This is a genomic window from Anaerobacillus alkaliphilus, from assembly GCF_004116265.1.
Lineage (GTDB): Bacteria > Bacillota > Bacilli > Bacillales > Anaerobacillaceae > Anaerobacillus > Anaerobacillus alkaliphilus.
Window position 1 is genome coordinate 448858 of sequence record NZ_QOUX01000001.1, and the last position, 13794, is coordinate 462651.

At 36.0% G+C, this 13794-nt stretch carries 20 protein-coding genes and 1 pseudogene; 16 read left to right on the plus strand and 5 right to left on the minus strand.

Features of this window, described 5'->3' with window-relative positions; all coding sequences use genetic code 11:
* The 5 genes from DS745_RS02330 to DS745_RS02350 all read left to right on the plus strand — a co-directional run bounded on the left by DS745_RS02330 (nucleotide 1) and on the right by DS745_RS02350 (nucleotide 3007).
* Nucleotides 1-498, plus strand: a complete 498-nt coding sequence (locus DS745_RS02330; RefSeq protein WP_129076592.1) for a GNAT family N-acetyltransferase — start codon at nucleotides 1-3, stop codon at nucleotides 496-498.
* 17 nt (nucleotides 499-515) lie between these two features.
* On the plus strand, nucleotides 516-1082 hold the full coding sequence (locus DS745_RS02335; RefSeq protein ID WP_129076593.1) for a DUF3267 domain-containing protein: 567 nt from the start codon (nucleotides 516-518) through the stop codon (nucleotides 1080-1082).
* A gap of 98 nt (nucleotides 1083-1180) precedes the next feature.
* Complete coding sequence (locus DS745_RS02340) at nucleotides 1181-1972, plus strand: phosphotransferase family protein (RefSeq protein WP_338324508.1); 792 nt, start codon at nucleotides 1181-1183, stop codon at nucleotides 1970-1972.
* A gap of 107 nt (nucleotides 1973-2079) precedes the next feature.
* Nucleotides 2080-2448 (plus strand): VOC family protein, encoded by a 369-nt coding sequence (locus tag DS745_RS02345; RefSeq protein ID WP_129076594.1) that lies wholly within the window; start codon nucleotides 2080-2082, stop codon nucleotides 2446-2448.
* Nucleotides 2449-2461: 13 nt separating this feature from the next.
* Nucleotides 2462-3007: a GNAT family N-acetyltransferase gene (locus DS745_RS02350; protein WP_129076595.1), complete on the plus strand. Its 546-nt coding sequence runs from the start codon at nucleotides 2462-2464 to the stop codon at nucleotides 3005-3007.
* Nucleotides 3008-3052: 45 nt separating this feature from the next.
* Here the strand turns inward: DS745_RS02350 and DS745_RS25445 are convergent, their stop codons facing one another.
* The 3 genes and pseudogenes from DS745_RS25445 to DS745_RS24440 form a co-directional block, all read right to left on the minus strand.
* A complete protein-coding gene (locus DS745_RS25445; RefSeq protein ID WP_338324514.1) occupies nucleotides 3053-3781 on the minus strand; it encodes an ATP-binding protein in 729 nt (242 codons plus the stop codon).
* Nucleotides 3767-3970, minus strand: a pseudogene (locus DS745_RS25340) (GAF domain-containing protein); the annotation flags it as partial. The gene DS745_RS25445 and the pseudogene DS745_RS25340, both read right to left, overlap by 15 nt.
* A 27-nt stretch (nucleotides 3971-3997) precedes the next feature.
* Nucleotides 3998-4174, minus strand: a complete 177-nt coding sequence (locus DS745_RS24440; RefSeq protein ID WP_161568147.1) for a hypothetical protein — start codon at nucleotides 4172-4174, stop codon at nucleotides 3998-4000.
* Between the two features lie 257 nt (nucleotides 4175-4431).
* Between DS745_RS24440 and DS745_RS02360 the strand changes: the two genes are divergently transcribed.
* From DS745_RS02360 to DS745_RS02400, 9 genes are all read left to right on the plus strand, one after another.
* Nucleotides 4432-4938, plus strand: coding sequence for a hypothetical protein (locus DS745_RS02360; protein WP_241657691.1), 507 nt, complete (start codon nucleotides 4432-4434; stop codon nucleotides 4936-4938).
* A gap of 99 nt (nucleotides 4939-5037) precedes the next feature.
* Complete coding sequence (locus tag DS745_RS02365; RefSeq protein WP_129076597.1) at nucleotides 5038-6033, plus strand: quinone oxidoreductase family protein; 996 nt, start codon at nucleotides 5038-5040, stop codon at nucleotides 6031-6033.
* Complete coding sequence (locus DS745_RS02370; RefSeq protein WP_129076598.1) at nucleotides 6030-6716, plus strand: SDR family oxidoreductase; 687 nt, start codon at nucleotides 6030-6032, stop codon at nucleotides 6714-6716. Before DS745_RS02365 ends, DS745_RS02370 begins: the two co-directional genes overlap by 4 nt.
* 13 nt (nucleotides 6717-6729) lie before the next feature.
* On the plus strand, nucleotides 6730-7260 hold the full coding sequence (locus DS745_RS02375; protein ID WP_129076599.1) for a GNAT family N-acetyltransferase: 531 nt from the start codon (nucleotides 6730-6732) through the stop codon (nucleotides 7258-7260).
* Between the two features lie 281 nt (nucleotides 7261-7541).
* Complete coding sequence (locus tag DS745_RS02380; RefSeq protein WP_129076600.1) at nucleotides 7542-8099, plus strand: hypothetical protein; 558 nt, start codon at nucleotides 7542-7544, stop codon at nucleotides 8097-8099.
* Between the two features lie 179 nt (nucleotides 8100-8278).
* Nucleotides 8279-8935, plus strand: coding sequence for a rhomboid family intramembrane serine protease (locus DS745_RS02385; protein WP_161568148.1), 657 nt, complete (start codon nucleotides 8279-8281; stop codon nucleotides 8933-8935).
* 187 nt (nucleotides 8936-9122) lie between these two features.
* Entirely contained in the window at nucleotides 9123-9482 is a 360-nt protein-coding gene (locus DS745_RS02390) for a hypothetical protein (protein WP_129076602.1), read from the plus strand.
* Nucleotides 9483-9582: 100 nt separating this feature from the next.
* Nucleotides 9583-9774 (plus strand): type II toxin-antitoxin system PemK/MazF family toxin, encoded by a 192-nt coding sequence (locus DS745_RS02395; protein WP_129076603.1) that lies wholly within the window; start codon nucleotides 9583-9585, stop codon nucleotides 9772-9774.
* 239 nt (nucleotides 9775-10013) lie between these two features.
* Nucleotides 10014-10841: an AraC family transcriptional regulator gene (locus tag DS745_RS02400; protein WP_129076604.1), complete on the plus strand. Its 828-nt coding sequence runs from the start codon at nucleotides 10014-10016 to the stop codon at nucleotides 10839-10841.
* Nucleotides 10842-10905: 64 nt separating this feature from the next.
* On the opposite strand, the gene DS745_RS02405 is transcribed toward DS745_RS02400, so the two are convergent.
* A complete protein-coding gene (locus tag DS745_RS02405) occupies nucleotides 10906-11130 on the minus strand; it encodes a hypothetical protein (protein ID WP_129076605.1) in 225 nt (74 codons plus the stop codon).
* 452 nt (nucleotides 11131-11582) lie between these two features.
* Here DS745_RS02405 and DS745_RS24840 point away from each other — a divergent pair, with 452 nt between their 5' ends.
* Entirely contained in the window at nucleotides 11583-11732 is a 150-nt protein-coding gene (locus DS745_RS24840; protein ID WP_196121176.1) for a hypothetical protein, read from the plus strand.
* Nucleotides 11733-11793: 61 nt separating this feature from the next.
* Here DS745_RS24840 and DS745_RS02410 read toward each other — a convergent pair whose 3' ends face one another.
* Complete coding sequence (locus tag DS745_RS02410; protein ID WP_129076606.1) at nucleotides 11794-12993, minus strand: MFS transporter; 1200 nt, start codon at nucleotides 12991-12993, stop codon at nucleotides 11794-11796.
* Between the two features lie 218 nt (nucleotides 12994-13211).
* On the opposite strand from DS745_RS02410, the gene DS745_RS02415 reads away from it, so the two are divergent.
* Entirely contained in the window at nucleotides 13212-13784 is a 573-nt protein-coding gene (locus DS745_RS02415; protein WP_129076607.1) for a nucleotidyltransferase family protein, read from the plus strand.
* The last annotated feature ends 10 nt before the right edge of the window (nucleotides 13785-13794 follow it).

A 13794-nucleotide genomic window follows, 5' to 3' on the forward strand; every position in this document is an offset into this window, starting at 1 on the left:
ATGGATATTAGATTATTAGTTCAAAAGGACGCAGAAGCGTATAAAAGGTTAAGGCTAGAGGCACTTCAAACAGACCAAGAAGCTTTCGCAGCCACATATGAAGAAGAAGTAGACAACCCTGTGGAACTATACGAAGAAAGATTTCGTTCTGAATATTCATTTCATTATGGGGCTTTTATAAACGGTGAGCTTGTTGGTGTTGTCTCCCTAGTTCAGGAAACAAAGCTTAAGTTTAAACATCGGGCAAATATCTATGCCATGTATGTATCACCGTCTGTGCGAGGGCAGGGAGTAGGTAAGCAATTATTGACTCAAGCAATCACAAAAGCAGAAGAATTAGAAGATGTCGAACAGTTGTACTTAGCCGTCGTTACGGAAAATACCTCGGCAAGACATCTATATCAGTCTCTAGGATTTGAAGTGTTTGCGAATGATCGTCATGCTATGAAAATTGGCAATACCTATCTGGATGAAGTGCATATGGTGAAATTCTTGTAATTCGAAAGGAAAGAACGATGAATACGAACTTGTTAGAAGAAACGTATCAGCAGATCGATGAAACGATGGAGCCTGATAGAGTAAATTCAATTGTTACTGTATGGTCGCTTTTAGTGTTGGTTGTTTTGGCCTTTGCCTACTGGTTAATCTGGGGGTTTGGTAATATTAGCTCCCTATTTTTTATCAAGGTTGGGTTATCGAGTGTCGGATTTATTTTTGTTCATGAATTGCTCCATGCCTTTGGGTACATGTTGTTCGGAAATGCTTCAAGGAAAGATATTAAATTCGGGGTTATTTGGAGTCAACTCATGCCTTACGCACATTGTAAAGTTCCGATGAAATTGAAGGGATACCGGATAGCTGTTTTGCTACCGTTAATCGTTTTAGGGGTTTTTCCAACGATCTATGCATTTATGACTGGAAGTGGTTACTGGGCTGCTATTGGAATTTTTATGATTTTAGGTGCTTTAGGTGATGTCCTGATTTATTGGATCACTCGAAAGTACTCAGGAGAAGAATACGTTCAAGATCACCCTGAAAAAATTGGTTGTATTGTTTATACGCCAAAGGGGGAGCAACAGTGAATGAACTAAGAATGATGGTAGCTGAAAATATTGGAGGCCTTATTCTAGTAGCTGGGTTGATAGCAGTCTTCCTATCTATGAAAAAATTAAAAAAGTAGGTGAGGACGATAAAACCAATTCTCATTGATGAGATACCAACAGAGATCCAAAACTTCCTTGGAACGATTAACAGCGTTCAGTATCCTAGACAGGGACATACATCGGATGTTTGCATCCTAAAATCCGAAGATCGTCATGCTGTTTTAAAGCGAACAAAGGGTAAACAGTTTTGTGAATGGTTACGAAAGGAAGTAGAGGTTTTAGAAATTTTAGCGCAAACAGATCTTTTTGTTCCGAAGGTTTACATGCTGAAAGATGAGGGAGAAGAAGTATGGGCATTGCTTGAACTCCTTGAAGGTGAAACATTAAGAAGTTATTTTGCTAGAGAAGAGAACTTAAAGAATAAATACTCAGTCATTTCTCAGTTTGGACAAGCCCTTGCTAACCTACACGCAACACCATGCCCAAAACCTTTGCAAAAGGGCGATTGGCTTGACGAGATGTTAAGGCAAGCACAGTACAATCTAGAAAACTATCAAGTAGAGGGTACGATGAAGCAATTACAATTCTTAATGGAAAATAAACCAAAGCAAATAGAACAATCGCTTATTCATGGCGATTTCACGATTGATAATGTTCTTGTAAAAGATGGTGTAATTGCCGGAATTATCGATTGGAGTGGTGGTGCATTTGGAGATCCAAGATATGATCTTGCGTTAGCCATACGTCCAAAGCCTTCGATATTTGAAGACGAGAAAGAAATTGCAATATTCTTTGATGGGTACGGCAAAAAGATGATAAACGATGCAGAGTACACCTATTTTGAAGAAGGGTTGTATGCATTTTTTTAGGAGGATTAGCAGTTGGACGTTAATGCTGAAGCAACTATATTTTGAACTGCCTTTCTGCATTAAAATCTACCAATCCGTGTTAAGATGACCGAAAAGGAGGTTTTTCAATGAATTTTACACTGAAAACAATTGATCACATCCAATTGGCAGCACCAAAGGGATCGGAAGACCAAGCGAGAAGGTTCTTTAGAGATATTCTTGGGATGGTAGAAGTAGAAAAACCAGAAGAACTTAAAAAGCGTGGTGGAGTTTGGTTTGCTTTTGGTAATACTCAAGTTCATATCGGAATTGAAGAACCGTTTATAGCGGCGAAAAAAGCACATCCTGCGTTTCAAGTAGAGAATATTGAAGCACTTAAGGCACATTTAGATGCTTCTGGTGTTGAAGTTATTGTGGATGACAACTTACCAGGTGCAAATCGAATATACATAGCAGATCCGTTTGGAAACCGAATTGAGATTTTAGAATGGATTTAAGGAGACGAGATTGATGACAAAGAAATATTTAGAAAGTGAACGAATCTACTTACGCCCATTTAAGAAAGAAGATTTTCAAACTATTCATGATGCCTTACTTAATCCAGAGTTTCGTAAGTTGACAGGAACGCAAACGTATTTATCGATGGAAAAAATCGAAAATGCGTATGAAAGTTTTAAAAATGATCGTTCCCGCTTGGATTTTGTGATCGCTTTAAAAGAGACAGATGAAGCAATTGGTGACTTAGCTCTAAATGAACTAGATCATCTAAACAATAATGGTAATGTTCGAATTGCTCTTTATAAGGAAGAGCATTATGGGAAAGGTCTTGGTCCCGAAGCACTTAATTTAGTACTAGAATATGGATTTGAGGTTCTCAATTTATACCGAATTGGTCTCAATGTCTACGAATATAACGCACGCGCGATCAAATCCTACGAAAAGTTAGGATTTGTCAAAGAAGGCGTTTTGCGTAGCGAGTTATTATTTAATGGGACATACTATGATAATTACATGATGAGTGTATTACGTCATGAATACAACAATATAAGAAAGTAAAAGCAAGACAACCATTGCTACTAAAGGCATTGGTTGTCTTGCTTTTTACTTGTGTTCCAGTGGTAAATAAATAAAAATCGTTGTACCTGAAGAATGTGTTTCAATGAAGAGTTCGCCTTGATGTGCCTTGATCATATCTGAGGCAATTGAAATCCCTAGGCCGTAACCTTCATCTTTTGACGTATATAATGGCTTTCCGACTTTGTTTAATTCGTTTAAAGGTATACCTTTGCCATTATCTGAGATGGCAATACAAATCTTGTTTACTGAAGCGGTATAACAGTGGACTTTCACTTGTCCATTCACATCTTTAGATGCATCTATCCCATTCATGATAAAGTTAGAAAATACCCGCTTCATCTGGATCTTGTCCGCTTTAAGTTCAGGTAAGGCATCTATTATTAAGGAAATAGTAACCTTATTTTTGTCAGCATCCTCTTTTAGAGAAGTAGTCGTTTCTACTAATAGATTAGCTAATGATAGCTTTTCTTTTCGAGGGTATGCAGGCTTTGTCGTTAGTAAAAATGAATGTAAACTATCTTCCATCTTTTCGAATTCTGTTAGGATTACTTGTTTATATTGATGAAACTTTGGTTCATCAAGTAGAAATTGCATAAAGCCTTTGACCGTTTGCATAGGATTTCGAACTTGGTCGGCTAAGTCAGCAGCTAGTTCATTGATAATAAGTTTTGATTGCTGCCTTATTGTATCTTCTTGTATTGAGTGTGAGTCGTTCGTTTGAGTAACGATGAATGTATAAATGTTGGCAAGCATTTTTAAACTTTCTAACTCTGTATCACTAAACGTATAGGGTTTTGGATCAGCTGCACAAAGTGTTCCAATTACTGTTGTATCGGATAAAACGATGGGAACGGCCATATGTGATCCAATGTTTAGCTCTTTAATGACTGGTAATGTATTAACTCTTTCATCTAACTTAGTATTATAGATAATTAGCGGTTCACGACCACTAAATCGGGTAAGTTCATTTCAAAGGGTTTGATGAAACGGTGTTTCTAGTCCTTCAACAATGTTACTGCCATTATTATTTACTACTTTTAAAATTGTATATTTGTCATTATCTATCATGCTGACAAAAAATGTCCTAGTTCCGATTAATCTATTTGCTAATTCAAGTATGCTTTGTGTTAGGTGGTCTAAATTCATATCTTACCTCCTTTTGCATGGTTCTATTTTTATTATACAACAATAGGGGTTTGGTGCGGGAAAAATGGTTTTAATTGTTAGTTAAGAAAGCATTGTTTACAATTTTCTCTCCGGGTATTCCTACTTTTTCAATCACAAGATAGAACTTTACCCATTTAAAGAATTTTTGAAACATAAGAAGAGTTGAAGAAAACCAAGAATAATTTTCCAGAAAATGTAGAAGCTAATAGAAATTAGACTTGAGGGTGAAGAAAGCTTTGAGGATTTTTGTTATTGTGATTTCGATGTTTTTTATGGGGATTTCTGCAACAACGTTTTTTAGTAATGAACAAACAAGTCTTGAACTGTCTTCTGAATGTATTGAGCAAGGCAAAATCAGAGATGAATTATTTAACCAAAGAATTATGGAAGACATTATTTCTAGTTTTAACTTGGATATTGATACTTCCTACGATAGGTTTACATTTAGAGATTTGGAAGCTTCCCACCTCCTTTATGGTGGTCGTGAAGACGATACGCACTACCAGTCACTAGCCAAGCTATTTCAAAATTTGGATGTGAGTACAAGGGGGACTCCAAGATTATTTGTTAGACCTCACCATGCTTACTTTCTCTATAAAGAAACTTCTAATACAAATGTAATGGTTGAATTAAAGCTTGAAGAAAATCAATGGGTTGTATTGGAGCAAAGGAAGGTTCCGGGAAGCCCTGTAGAGTACGAACAGTTAAAATGTGAAATTGCTTATTTGAAAAAAGCTAAATAAATTTCAACAGCAACTACTTAAAAGGTGGTTGCTTCTTTTTTAGAGGGAAAAGAAAAGGAGGCGTAGAATAGTATTTGGTAAAGATTGGAGGAGATAACGGTGAAAGCAATCGTTGTAACAGAATTTGGCTCAACTGACGTTATGAAATATGTGAATATGGAAGTTCCGGGTTATGGTCCAAAGCAAGTGTTAATTGAAGTTCATACGACAAGTGTGAACTTTGCTGATATTAAGTCTCGTTACGGAAAAAAAGGTGGTGGTAAGTTTCCGTTCGTACCAGGGATCGATGTTGCTGGTGTGATAAAGGAAGTTGGTTCTGAAGTAGAAGGGCTGAAGGTTGGCCAGCGTGTAATAGCTTTTCCTGCAACAGGATCATATTGTGAATATACAGTTGCTAACGAAAATCTAACATTTGTGATACCAGATCAGCTTTCGTTTGATATAGCTGCAGCTAGCCCAATTGTCTCGTTTTTGTCATATCAATTGCTAGCTAAGGTTGCTAGAATTGAAGAAGGCGAAACTGTCGTGGTTCATTCGGCAGCAGGTGGAGTAGGAACAACTGCAATCCAACTTGCAAAATTATTAGGTGCAGGAACTGTAATTGGGACTGTTGGTAGTGAGGAGAAAATTCCATTCGCAATAGGAGCTGGTGCTGATCACGTGATCTGTTACGAAAAAGAAGACTTTGCAGTAGTGGTGAACGAGATAACTGGCGGACGTGGAGCGAATATTATTTTGGATTCGATCTCTGGACGTATTTCTGAAAAAAGCATGGAATGTTTAGCTCCTTATGGACGCTTAGTTCACTTTGGAAATTCTAGCGGTGAAGTGGGGACGGTTAAAACAAGTGATTTACATTCAAGCTGCAGATCAGTAATGGGATTTAGCTTTGGTACGACTAGGAAGGAGCGTCCTGAGTTATTGGGCGAGGTAGCGAAGCGAGTACTTACTTACCTAGCAGAAGGAAGATTAGATGTAAAAATCGGACACCATTTTTCGCTTGAAGAAGCGGCAATGGCCCATGATTTAATTGAAAATCGCTTAAGCAAAGGAAAAGTACTCTTACATGTGAAGGGAGAAGTGAATAGAAAATGAATAATCAAATAGTCATTGTCACTGGTGGAACGCGAGGAATTGGAAAAGGCCTCGTAAAACTCTTATTACATGAAGGCGCTAAAACGATTGTTCTAGCAAAGAGTGAACAATCGATTGCTAGCCTCGAAGCGGATTTTGCGGGAGTTGGGGATTTATTTACATATCAATGTGATATATCCATTAGTGAGCAAGTGTCTAATGTTATTCAATCAGTCTTTGAAAAATTCGGACGTATTGATTGTTTGGTCAATAATGCAGGAGTTGGCGTTTGGAAGCCTGTAGAGGAAATGACCGAAGCTGATTGGGATTTACAAATGAATACAAACTTAAAAGGCGCATTTCTTTGTAGTCAATCGGTTTATAAGCTTATGAAAGAAAATGAGGGTGGTCAAATCATCAATATCGCTTCTGACCTAGCTTATAACACAACAGAAAGAGCATCTGCCTATTGTGCGAGTAAATGGGGTTTACTAGGACTTTCCAAAACGATGAATAAAGAAGGCAAAAAGTATGGTATTCGAGTCTGTACAGTTTCGCCGGGGTTAGTACAAACCGACTTTGGTGGTGTGCCAGCAGCGAATAAAACGACTGGGTTAGCCGTTGAAACTGTTGCCGAGCAAATTTTAACGGTAATGCAAGCTGGACAAGATGCAGGAGAAATTGAAGTAATTATTAGACCCTAAAGGATGGTTTATTATGTTATCGTTTTTAGAAGTTAGTCATGAAATGCAAGATGAATTAGTTGAATTTTTGACGAAAGAGAGATGGCCCTTCCATGGGGATGAAAACCCGACTGAGGAATCAATACGGGAGAGGTTTCTAAAGGGTGTTTACACAGAAAGAGGAAGTAAGACGTTTTGGATAACACTCGATGATAAAAAAATTGGCCTAATTCGTTTATTTGATTTAGAGGATCCTACTTGTTTGTTTGATCTTCGTTTGAAAGAGGCAAATCGTGGGCATGGCCTAGGAGCTGAGGCTGTAAACTGGCTAACAAATTATGTGTTTACGAACTATCCAGAGATCACGCGAATTGAAGGGCATACGAGACAAGATAATTATGCGATGAGGAAAACTTTCTATCACTGTGGCTATGTAAAGGAAGCTTACCATCGAAAGGCCTGGCCGCAGAACGGACGTGAGTATGATTCTGTTGGGTATGCAATAATTAAAGACGACTGGAAGAACGGAACGACTACGCCGATTGAAGATCGTTTTGAATATTAGAAGGTTACGGTGAAGTCTGAAAGAGCATGAACTACATTGAAACGCATGAGTTTTCGGATGAGATCACATGCGTTTTTTTGGGTTTGTCGATGCTTTTACTATATTTAAGTAGTACTTAGGATAGTAAATTAGACCGTTTTGATTTTGATTGGGACGGAAAAAAGACAAATTGTGTTTGGTAAGAAAGTTGGAGTCTTAAAAAATTTGTAATCAATTAGAGTTTGTAAAATGGTGTAATTAAAGTAAAGAAGCAGAATACTTTAATAATTTAGGAGGTAGAAATGACAAAACAAATTAAAATATTATTAGTAATTTCAATACTACTTAACGCAATCCTAATGTACCAATTAATTCTTAATAAAAGTAATTTGGAAAGCTCAGAACTATTTGGTCAAATTTACTTTTACAACAGCATTAGTAATCTTAATAATAATCTTAAATCAATCTCTTCTACATTAGAGCTTTATGGGGAACTACTCACAGAAAACGAGTTGCTATTATTCAATCAGGCTATTGAAACAGAAAGAATAAATATTCTTGACGCACGTTCAAATATAGCAGCTGCAATGCCCTTTAATAACATGAACTTCTCAATATATTATGAAAACTACCTATTAAATATTTCAAAATTGCTTTGTGACATAGTTGAAGGACAAACCTTTCATAAAAATGATATAAATGCCTTAATATCCTCTTTAAAATCTGCAAATCAAAATATTAATAATTTATTTTCGCAAGGGATAGGTAATGAAGGAATATCCTCTGAATTGTCAGTAAAAGCAATATACGGAGATTTAGAAAGAGTGAATAGACAAGTTGAGTTAGTTTACAGAAAATAAATATAAGGTTTAGTTAAACCACTAATAGAGGCTCGGTTCTTATTGCATTAACGATGAGCAATAGTGCAAGAAACTGTTGCTTCCATTGTGGTGCTAACGAAGCAGAATACTTTAATTATAAAGTAAACCTATATAATTCCTTTTATAATTTTTACAATTATATTAAAGAGAGGGAAATCATGTTTATTCGTAAAGAAAGTCTTAAAGAGTTTATAATTTTTTATCCTGTAACTACAACTATTATTCTGTTAAATACAATTGTAATGCTATATGTATGGATTTTTCTCGATGGGTGGAGTAACCAGTTCATAGTATATGATTTGGGTGGTATTAGCCAATCTAAGTTTTACATTGGAGAACATTGGCGGCTTATTTCCTATTCATTTTTGCATTTAGGAATATATCATTTCCTCATCAATCTTTTATTTATTGGTGTATTCTCTCCAACTATTGAAAAAACACTAGGTACGCTAAAATTTTTTGCATTTTATCTTGTAACAATTCTCTTAGGTGGCATGTTTATACTATTCTTTACTAATAATTCAGGAGTAGGTGCTTCAGGTTTTGTATTTGGACTTTTGGGATTTTATATAGTCCAAGTTATTTTCCGAAAAATAGAGAATACATTCAATAAAAAATTAATTATTCAATTTACTTTATCTAGCTGGATATTAACATTTATTTTTTCTTTAGTAACTCAGCAGTTAGTTACAACCTTTGGGCATCTTGGGGGGTTTATAGGAGGAGTATGTCTTGGGGTTTTGTACAAAAAAATTAGCCTTGATAAGGATTATCAGATACAAGTGAATACATCATCGAATGGAAATAGTAATTAAGTAAATATTTCTTCTTCAACTAACGCAATAGTTTAAAAAAGTATTGCTACTGTGCTGGGCTCACGAGGCAAAATACATAAAAATTCAACTTTATTGGTTAAAGTAAATACCTATAATTGGAAACGATGCTCCCTTTTAACTAGTGATATAATTGGGTCACTAACAGATTAGCGAGAATAGATATTTTATGTGGAAACGAATTTGCTTGTTATTAACAATTGCTTTGTTGTTTTTGGGACATCAGTTATATGTAACAAAAACATTATTAAACCAGCAACAGTATGTGGATTTCCTTTCAGTAGAGAGGGAGTTTAGCCTTGTGGCTTTACGCTCGGAAGAATTACTTCGTGTATGGGACGCTGAAAACATTCAGGATTCTGCGAAGTTATTATCACAACAAATTTTATTATCTAGTGAGTTGTTATATAATAGAATTGCAACAAAGTATTATGAAGTTGGATTAGCTTCTACATCAACCTCAGGATTTAGTGAATTGTCCCGATTTTTTTCCATTATTATAAAACAGTATCTGATGACTTACTTATGATGGAAAAAGGGGAACGTTCCGTAGAATTAAAGTTGCAAGCTAAGATGATTCATGAGGATATGCGTCCTGTTCTCATCATTTCAAACGATGATTATATCAGATGACTGATGATATTCTTGTTGTTGCTATTACATCACAATTAAAGGACCTTGATTATTCTGTCGTAATTGAACAAAGAGACTTAGACGAAGGTGCCCTTAAAGTTACATCAGCAGTGAGAGCAAACAAAGTTTATACACTTTCAAAAGGAATTATCAGAAAAAGATTTGGCAAAGTAGTACTAACGTATTGAATAGTGTGAGAACTAAAATAGAACAATTAATAAAGTAGTAATTATACTTGTATTAATGGGCTGCGATAAGCAGTCCTTTTTGGTTTTCAAACGGTACTAAAATATATCTCTTGTGAATATGTTCACTTAATATAACGGAGTGCAATAGTTTTCATATACATCCTACAAACCTGAACGGATTATATCGGGACGTTAAATGTTCATCTTGTTATCCTTAAAAGCGAAGGGAGGTTATTTTAATGGATTTGCTTGAAAATATGAACGCAGTAGTAAACTATATCGAAAATCATTTGGATGAAGATATTAATTACAAAGAAGTTGCAAAGATTACACATTTTTCTGACCATCATTTTAAACGAATGTTTTCGTTTATAGCGGGGATAACCTTGTCAGACTATGTGCGTAGAAGAAGATTGACCTTAGCTGCCTTTGATTTAAAAGACAGTGATATGAGAGTGATTGATGTAGCTATGAAGTATGGTTACAATTCACCAGATTCATTTTCAAGAGCATTTCAAGCATTACATGGAGTAAATCCTAGTATAGTGAAAAATTCAGACGTTCCTTTAAAAGCGTATCCTCGGATGACCTTCCATATTTCGATTAAAGGAGATGTTGAAATGAATTACAAATTCGTTGAGAAAGAGGCTTTTACCGTAATTGGAAAAAAAGAAACAGTAGCTTCTAGTGGAGAAGATTTTAATCCAAAGATGTGGGAGCATATCGAAGAAATAGAAGAAGCTGTTAAGCCATACGATAATACTTCATTTTCAGGTATCCTAAATGTTTCAGTGACAAAAGAGAATGGAGACATTTATTACTATATTGCTACGGCTACTACTAAGCCATGTCCGAAAGAACTTGAAATTTTGGAAATTCCTTCTCAAACATGGGCAGTTTTTCAAGCAACAGGAGAAATGCCAGACGCTTTATTAACTACATGGGAGCGAGTATATACCGAGTGGTTCCCAACATCTGGTTATGAATTAGCAGAAGCTCCGGAATTTGTAAAAGGAATTACCGATACATTAACGGAAATTTGGGTTCCTATTAAGAAAAAGCAATAGTTAGAGGGAGGTCTTCGTGACCTCTCTTATACTTTTAGGCGGGGGGATGTTGTAAAGGGAATTTCTACTTAGGTTTCGTAAAAATTTTCCCGTCATTTAACTCACACCAATCTTCTAATTCGTCATACGTTTCCTTTTCACCGTATTTTTCTAAAAAAGCTTCCTTGGTTTCGAATACTTCCATTTGCCCTTGTTCTATTAATGTTATCATTTGAAATGGGTTTAGCTGAAAAACCTTAGAGACAGCTATTAACTCACCTATATGAACAACGTCAGCAATGTTTTTCATTATCTACTCTCCTTATACTTTTAGATATGCTTCCTTCTTAGAAGAACTTTTAGAAATATAATACCAACTCTTTGGTATTGTTATCAGTTTTTATGGAATCATGTATTACTCACTACTTAAATTCAACATAGACGTTAATTTTGATAGCTTTGTTTCAAGGTATTCTTTTGTAGATCATTTTTGGGGCAGTATTCTTTTAAAGCTCATCATGACCTTACCTTTAATTTTGGTGTTGCTTTTATTATAAAAGTCTAAAAAAACAGCATACTTTTCATAAGGAGTTTTACGTATTAAAGCTAGTGAAATTAGATCTTTGGGAATTAAGGATAAAAGAGTTATATGCAAACTTAGGCAGTACACTAATAAAGAAATTAGGTTTACTTCAGTAAAATAAGGTATATTATATTTGTTGAATAGATTTTCTTTAAAGACAAGAAAAGTAGGTGAACAAAGTGGGAAAATATCAATTGGATGCAAAAGGTAAGGTAGCTGTGAGAAAGTTTCATGAAAAACAGAAGCCTGCCAAAATTGATAAAAAGCAGCAACTTGAAAAATTACGTGCGGAGTATTTGAAAAAGAAACAAGAACAAACAGATAAATAATAGGAATGAAAACATAGGAAGATACTCCCTATGTTTTTCTTATTCGAAGTTGAAAATAAGACTAACTCAAATTTGAGTTAATCTCAATACGGCGTAATTGGACCATAGATAGTAGTCCTAAGATCGGTCCAATGCTTAGAAACGCAAATACCCATTCCCAGCCAACGATTGACTGGACAAAAGGCAGTGCTTGGATGGTAATAATCGTAATCGCAAAACCAATACACATTTGAAAGGTTAATGCTGTTCCTACATAATCGACATTGGCAAACTCTGATACAGCTGCGGAAAACTGAGCAGAGTCAGCGATGACAAACATTCCCCAAATAAAAGCAACCCCAAACGTTAACCAAATCATTTTTCCAAATGTAAGACCAATTAGAATAGCGCATAAACTACTGCCAGCTAATGATATGATTGTAAGTCGCGCGCGACCTATTTTATCAGCAACATAACCTCCAACCACCGAACCGATGGCTCCAGCCACCCCGATTGTTAGAAATGAAGCTAAGGCACTGAACCAAAGAGTAGCTTCTGGCGAATAAGCAAGAAAGCTAGCGGTTAGAAATGCAGGTAACCACGTCCACATCGCATATAGCTCCCACATATGTCCGAAGTATCCGTAATTGGCTAGCATGACTGGTCTATTAGCAATAACTTTCTTAAGTAAGTGAAAAGAAAAAACAGTGGGCTTCACTATAGTAGGGGCGTCGGTAACAAAAAGGTACATGATAAGTGACGCAAAAAGTGCTAGAAATGAAGTTACAATAATTATGAATTGCCAGCTAACAGCAGTTAGAAAAACGACAACGAAATGTGGCAATGCTGAGCCTAGTGTAAGGGCTGCGATTAAAATGCCAATCGCTAAGCCACGGTTTTTCGGAAACCATTGGGCAAGAATTTTTACTGCTATAGGATACACAAAGGCGAGGGTGACGCCTGTTAAAAACCGCAGCGAAATTCCGACGAAAGCTGTTTCGGCAACCAAGATCAGACTGTTGATGATAGCTCCTAGTAAGGCAGCGATAGCGAAAATTTTCCTAGCATTATAGCGATCGGCCATACCAAAATAAGAACTGAAAAGCGCACCAATAATGAACCCAAGCGGTACTGAAGAAGAAATAAATGCTTCTGTCATACCATTTAAATTCCAGATGAGTTTGAGTTCAGGGATAATGACTGATGCGCTAAACCAAAGGGAAAGGGCAAATAATTGACTGATAGCAATGAGGACTAAAGCAGTCCAACGTGTTTGTTTCACGGTAATTCACCTCTATAGCCCATCATAACAAAATGTCGATACAAATGTCTTTATTCTATGTTTTTTAAAGTGCTAAAGTTTTTACGACATAGTATATCTAAATTAATTGTAACCTTTTTATTCTAATTGACGACTAACGCTCCAGTTGGAGCGTTTTTTTATTTGTTAGACATGGAAAAAATTAGTATACTATTTAAAGGAAAGAGGTGTTTGACGTTTTGAAGTTGGCAACCGAACAAGATGTTATTAGATTAATAGAGGAAGACGAATGGATGATGGAACTCTTACGTGTAGTAAATGAGTTAAATTTGCCGGATTGGTGGATCAGCGCGGGTTTTATTAGGTCAAAAATTTGGGATACATTACACGGGTTTACGGAAAGAACTCCTCTACCTGATATTGATGTCATCTATTTTGATACGAGTAATCTAGATGAGCAGGTGGAAAAACAATTTGAGGCTAAACTAGATAATATTCTACCGGGAGTCGGTTGGTCAGTGAAAAATCAAGCAAGAATGCACAAGATTAATCAATTACCACCGTATCAATCGGCTGTTGATGGAATTGCTCACTTTCCTGAAACTGTAACTGCTTTAGGAGTAGCGTTGAATTCAGATAATCAAGTTGTTTTTACTGCTCCATACGGGATTAAAGACGTCGTTTCCTTGAACGTTAAGCCATCGCCTCCATTTCAACAAGATTTGCTTGAAGTCTATCAACAAAGAGTGACACAAAAAAAGTGGTCATCTACTTGGCCAAAATTACAGATACATAATCTAAAAGAGTGTTAGGAAGTGGTAC